Genomic DNA, 5,586 nt, shown 5'->3' on the forward strand with positions numbered 1-5,586 from the left:
AAGGGATAACGCCATTAATACCCCCACGTAAAAATGCGGCCTTTTGGGATGATGGGCACCCAAGAAACGAAGCGGTTAAAGCGTTAAAAAATGACACGTTAACCCAATGGAAAATCGACTCTGGTTACCATGACCGCTCCCTGTCTGAGACGGCCATGTCTCGATACAAAGGACTCACTAGCGGTCAATTGAGCTTAAGGCATTACAACGCTCAAGTCGGTGAGGCACTCGCTAATGTCAAAGCCATGAACAAAGTCATAGGACTAGGTATGCCTGTTAGACACTAACGGAAGCGGAGCATAGGTAAGATCTGCCTTCAACCTGATTTGTTCAACAACGCCGTGTGAAGGGCTGGATTCTGGTATTCGCAATTTTATCTACTATTGAGTTCCGAATTTGGCTACTTTAGTGCACGCTTACGGTTAGAATAAAAATATACTTATTCGCTAGTGAAAACACTCAATGGACACTGAACTTTTTTCTTCATTAACGCATGACCAATGTCGTGAGGCTCGTCTGTCACGCGATAGCCGCTTCGATGGGAAATTTTTTATCGGTGTGAAGTCGACAGGGATCTTTTGTCGGCCGATTTGTCCGGCTAGATTGCCTAAAGAGGAAAACGTCGAGTATTTTCCTAATAAAGCTCAAGCGGTGATGTCGGGTTATCGTCCGTGTTTGCGGTGTCGTCCTGATAGTGCGCCCAACTCTTGGGCGTGGAAGGGCACAGAAACGACGTTTTCTCGTGCGGTGAAACTATTGGATGCAGGAGAATTACAGCAACAAAATTTAGTTCAGCTATCCGAGCGATTGGGCATCAGCGATCGTTATCTTCGCCAGCTTTTTGAACGCCATCTTGGTATGTCGCCTAAACAGTACGCTCAGTATCAACAACTGCTATTTGCTAAACAACTGCTACACGACAGTTCGATGGGAGTGGCGGATATTGCTTTTGCTGCTGGGTTCAATAGCGTCCGCCGCTTCAATGATGCGTTTAAAAAAATATTAAAACTTACTCCATCACAAGTTCGCGGAATCCGAGCTGGGGTGCCATCTGAAAACCAATTGAAATTGGCGTATAAAGGAACGTTGAACTGGCAGAAAGTATTAGATTTTTATCAGCGACGTGCGATTGAGGGTATTGAATCGATTCAAGGTAATTGTTATCAGCGACATGTCATGATTGATGGTGCGCCTGCTTGGTTTCAAGTGGTTCCGTCGAAAGGTAATGTTGTGAGCATTACGTTTGAGTTGGATAAAGCGTCGCAGTTGCAATCGCTGGTATCGGGCGTACGCCGAATGTTGGATTTAGATGCCGATACCGATCTCATTGAGCGCCACCTCGAACAAATTGCCACAGGTGTTGTGCAACAGAAAGGTCTTCGTTTGTTAGGCACTTGGAATTTATGGGAAGCGGGCGTGCGCGCAATTCTTGGTCAGCAAGTTTCAGTTAATGCTGCGATTAAACAGTTAAATACGTTAGCTAAGTCTCTAGCGCCAGAACCTGACAAGCAGCTGTTTTTCCCGACATCTGAACAGATTATCGCCGATGATCTAAGTTGTTTGAAAATGCCCAGTAGTCGCAGAGAGACATTAAAGCGTTTTGCTTTGTTTATGATAGACAATCCAGACGTGCAGCCAGAAGAGTGGTTAGCATTGAAAGGGATTGGCCCATGGACAGTGAGTTACGCTTGTTTGCGCGGTCAATCTCGGCCAAATTGCTTGTTAGAGCATGATTTAGTAGTGAAGAACAACCGTACGCATTTTCCGTCATTAACGGCCGAAAACGCATCCCCTTGGGGAAGCTACGCGACCTATCATCTATGGAATTACCAACAATGAATGTGTATAGCATGATCTCTAGCCCATTAGGGCCGATCACCATCCAAGCGAACTCTGAAGGTATTCTGGGGCTTTGGTTTGAAACTTGTACTACCAAACCTGAAATACTCGGAGAGCATGATCAGGAAAACCCACTTTTGCAAGAATGCACTAAGCAATTAACAGAATATTTCGCGTTGCAGCGCCAGCAGTTCAATCTGCCTTTAGCCGCGCAAGGTACGCCTTTTCAGCAAGCGGTTTGGCACGCTCTCACGCTGGTGCCATTTGGTGAAACGTGCAGCTACCAAGACATTGCGACAGCAATCGGTAAGCCGAGAGCGGTGCGAGCTGCCGGCGCAGCCAATGGTAAAAACCCTGTTTCAATTATTGTTCCTTGCCACCGAGTGATAGGTAAAAATGGCAAGCTTACCGGATATGCGGGTGGGGTTGAACGTAAGCAGAAGCTGTTGGAAATAGAAGGGATACAATTGTCGGTAGACAAAAAACTTTGATCAAAACAGCAGCTATTCCAGATAATGTACACCTTACTTTTTAGCTAATGTTAGCTCGTTTTATTGTAGTGAATATGTACGAACAAGCTTAAACGTCGACAATAAAGTGTGATCAGATTGAGCTTATTTTTGGACAAAAATGAGTTAGAGCAATCTCTTAAATTAGTGAAGTGCGGATTAGGTTAGGGGCTCTTCTCCTATATGGAATCCATGGATTTGCAAGTGAAGAAGCAATAAAAATTAAGATGCGTTCGTATATACGGCTTTTTTTGAAGGCGCTACCTTCTAGCCTTAGATGTTTGCGCACCTACTGTCCTTGTCAGGTTTTCACCCTCAATGGGCCTGTGGAGAAGAACAGGTTTTCAGCAGGTTGGTCTTACCTTTTTTGCTTCATCTTTTTGCAAAACATAAAATCAGTTCACTAATTGAACTGATTGATATTTGGCTTCATACCGTAATAATGCCCAAGCCGTTCGAACCGTTTTGTTTGCTAATGCTATACAGGTTTTCTTGAACCCCAGACGCTTAAGCGCTTCAATTAGCCATACTTCCTTTTGTGTTCGAGGTTCGTCTGGTAAACGACCAACATAAGCCATGGCACCTAAAAAGAGCAGGGATCGTAGTTTTTTACTCCACCACTCTTATCAATACCCAACATCACTGTTTTGCCACCTGTGCTATGTTGTTTGGGTGTTAGACCAACGAATGCAGAGGCTTCTCCTACACCCTCTATAGCCATTAGGCGTTTACAGGGTTCAATTTGACGAACCAGTTCATTTTTATCTTTTTCCAGCTGTTTAAGCTCTTCTTTAAGTTGCTTATATTGTTCCCATAATACAATGATAACGTTGGTCATCTTGTGTGGTAAATTTAATTCACCGTTAACAGCAGTTAATGCTGAAGCTTTTAAGCCTTTTTCTCCTTTTGAGTTGGCAATCCCATAGTCCAAAAGTGTTCCTCTGATGTGTTGGTCTAGAGATACGAGACTACGAGACAAAAACTTACGGCTGGTTTCTAATGAGTGAAGAGATTGTTGTTCTAACGATTTAGGTTTACTGTATTTTAGGCCAATTTGCATAGCGGCATTGGCAATCGCAAGCGCATCATTTTTATCAGTCTTATTATGCCCTTCAACGTAGCTTTTAACCTTTTTAGGATTGATTTTTTCTAAAATTATGGTTGAACTGTTGGGCGAACCGACCCCAATAATGATATCCACAACAACCCTCTACCGCAACGATGGATGGTTTAGCCTGTGCTAAAAATTCTTTTAGCTTTTCACGACTCATAGCTTTATTGGATAGCAACTCACCGTGAGCACTGATGTGACAGACTTGAAAGCTGTTTTTTGCTAGATCAATACTGATAATATTACTGGTTAACATAATGGAACGGCGTTGTTTCGTAAAAGCATAATTGCGCAGTTTCGGTACTTAGATTTAGAACTATAGCCTGTTCACTATTTCGGTGAGAACGTAAAGTCAGCCTCCAAAGAGCTAAAATTCGCTTATTGATTATGATGTCTAGTGAAAAATTCTTTTACGCAACAACGCCTAATGGAACCCCTTGAGTACACGATGCCTTCGCTAGAGTGTAGTTTGGCAAAGAGGGAATGGATTCCATACATCAGGTTACATGAGCGCATCAACAAAGCGTAGCTGCATCAATATTAAATCTATTTACCCAACTTGGAATGCCCGATAGCTACCGAGTAGCTTAATGACGTCAAAAGACAGAGTGCATTGAGTACTGCAACAAACCCTTTTTGAACCATGCCGCTTTTCTTACCACAGCAGGACATCACGATAGGGTCAATCTGAGCAAAAAAGCGGCATTTCACTTCAACATCAACCATAATTTAAGTTGAACGGCTATAGCCGATTTAGGGAGTCATAGAGTATGTGTAAAAATATTATAATATTTACTATTACATTAATCTTATTAATGACAACAAGAATAAGTCATGCTGAAAGTAAGACAGAGATTATACAAATAGGCTTTCAGGATAATAGCAGTTTTCCAGCTATAATGGGAGATGGCCATGAGATAGAAAGCCCTCCAGGGATAGCTGTTGATATTATAAATCAGGTAGCCAAAGACCTTAATATAGAGATTCATATAAAAAGGTTGCCAAATAAAAGGGTTCATCAATATTTACAGAATGGAGCATTGGACGGGGCAGGGTTTTATTCTTTCAGTAAAGATCGCCAAAATGAAGGTGTTTACCCTATGAAGGACGGCAAGCTTGATACGACTAAATGGGGGTTTATTTTTGGTTATAATATTTATGTATTACAAGGAAGCTCAGTTACCTGGGACGGTGAAAAGATAACGGGAGCAAAGACTGTGGGAGCAAATTTGGGATACTCAGTTGTCAAAGATCTCAAAAGAATGGGAGTTCGTGTTCATGAAGTAAAATCAGTAAAGCAAAACCTAGATCTGCTGCAGTCAGGCAGAGTATCTGCATATGCAGCTCAGGATGGTACGATTGATCCGATTATTAAATCGCATCCAGAATATGGAAATATTGTAAAAATTGGCCCACCAATTAAGACAAAAAAATACTATTTTATGTTCAACCACGAGTACTATAAAGAAAATAGTAAAATGGCACACAAAATATGGAACCAAATAGAAAAAGTACGTGACTCAGTAATAGAAAAATATAGAAAAATGGATTTAAAGACTAAGCTTGAATAAGCTAATATGTTGAGGGTGTAACAGATTCTGTGTAACTGAATTTAGTTAATATGCTTCTCAACGGCGTTGTTGAGGCGCTTATTTAATGGTCAGTTTTTATTTGAACGTACCTTCCTTTATCCTTGGCAGACTCCACCGTATTTTGCTCTCAATACATGCCCCATTATCACAATTTATCCAAACGTCACCACTTTAAAAAGCACACTTATCGGCAATCTAATTATGACGAATACAACCAAAGTTTACGTGAACGTGGACGAATGGGTTTGTTGCATTACTCAATCCACTACAACCGCTTTTGTATAACAAACGGCGTTGTTGAACAAATCAGGTTGAAGGCAGATCTTACCTATGCTCCGCTTCCGTTAGTGTCTAACAGGCATACCTAGCCCTATGACTTTGTTCATGGCTTTGACATTAGCGAGTGCCTCACCGACTTGAGCGTTGTAATGCCTTAAACTCAATTGACCGCTAGTGAGTCCTTTGTATCGAGACATGGCCGTCTCAGACAGGGAGCGGTCATGGTAACCAGGGTCGATTTTCCATTGGGTTAACG

At 42.0% G+C, this 5,586-nt stretch carries 4 protein-coding genes and 2 pseudogenes; 4 read left to right on the forward strand and 2 right to left on the reverse strand.

Going from position 1 to position 5,586, the window contains the following annotated elements; genetic code table 11:
* The 3 genes from L4C34_RS20265 to L4C34_RS20275 all read left to right on the forward strand — a co-directional run.
* Window positions 1–287, forward strand: a 287-nt coding sequence (locus L4C34_RS20265) for a transposase (protein WP_428791111.1), incomplete at its 5' end; no start/stop codon positions are given.
* Window positions 288–462: 175 nt separating this feature from the next.
* Window positions 463–1,839 carry a DNA-3-methyladenine glycosylase 2 family protein gene (locus L4C34_RS20270; protein WP_428791112.1) on the forward strand — a complete coding sequence of 459 codons (1,377 nt, stop codon included), beginning with the start codon at window positions 463–465 and terminating at the stop codon, window positions 1,837–1,839.
* Window positions 1,836–2,330, forward strand: coding sequence for a methylated-DNA--[protein]-cysteine S-methyltransferase (locus tag L4C34_RS20275; protein ID WP_428791113.1), 495 nt, complete (start codon window positions 1,836–1,838; stop codon window positions 2,328–2,330). The genes L4C34_RS20270 and L4C34_RS20275 overlap by 4 nt, the downstream gene beginning before the upstream one ends.
* Before the next feature lie 413 nt (window positions 2,331–2,743).
* On the opposite strand, the pseudogene L4C34_RS20280 reads toward L4C34_RS20275, so the two are convergent.
* Window positions 2,744–3,715 (reverse strand): annotated as a pseudogene (locus L4C34_RS20280) (IS110 family RNA-guided transposase).
* Between the two features lie 514 nt (window positions 3,716–4,229).
* Between L4C34_RS20280 and L4C34_RS20285 the strand changes: the two are divergent.
* Window positions 4,230–5,030, forward strand: a complete 801-nt coding sequence (locus tag L4C34_RS20285; protein ID WP_428791114.1) for a substrate-binding periplasmic protein — start codon at window positions 4,230–4,232, stop codon at window positions 5,028–5,030.
* Between the two features lie 365 nt (window positions 5,031–5,395).
* On the opposite strand, the pseudogene L4C34_RS20290 reads toward L4C34_RS20285, so the two are convergent.
* Window positions 5,396–5,586, reverse strand: a pseudogene (locus L4C34_RS20290) (IS5/IS1182 family transposase); the annotation flags it as partial.

Origin of the sequence: Vibrio profundum (assembly GCF_050337555.1) — a bacterium.
Lineage (GTDB): Bacteria > Pseudomonadota > Gammaproteobacteria > Enterobacterales > Vibrionaceae > Vibrio > Vibrio profundum.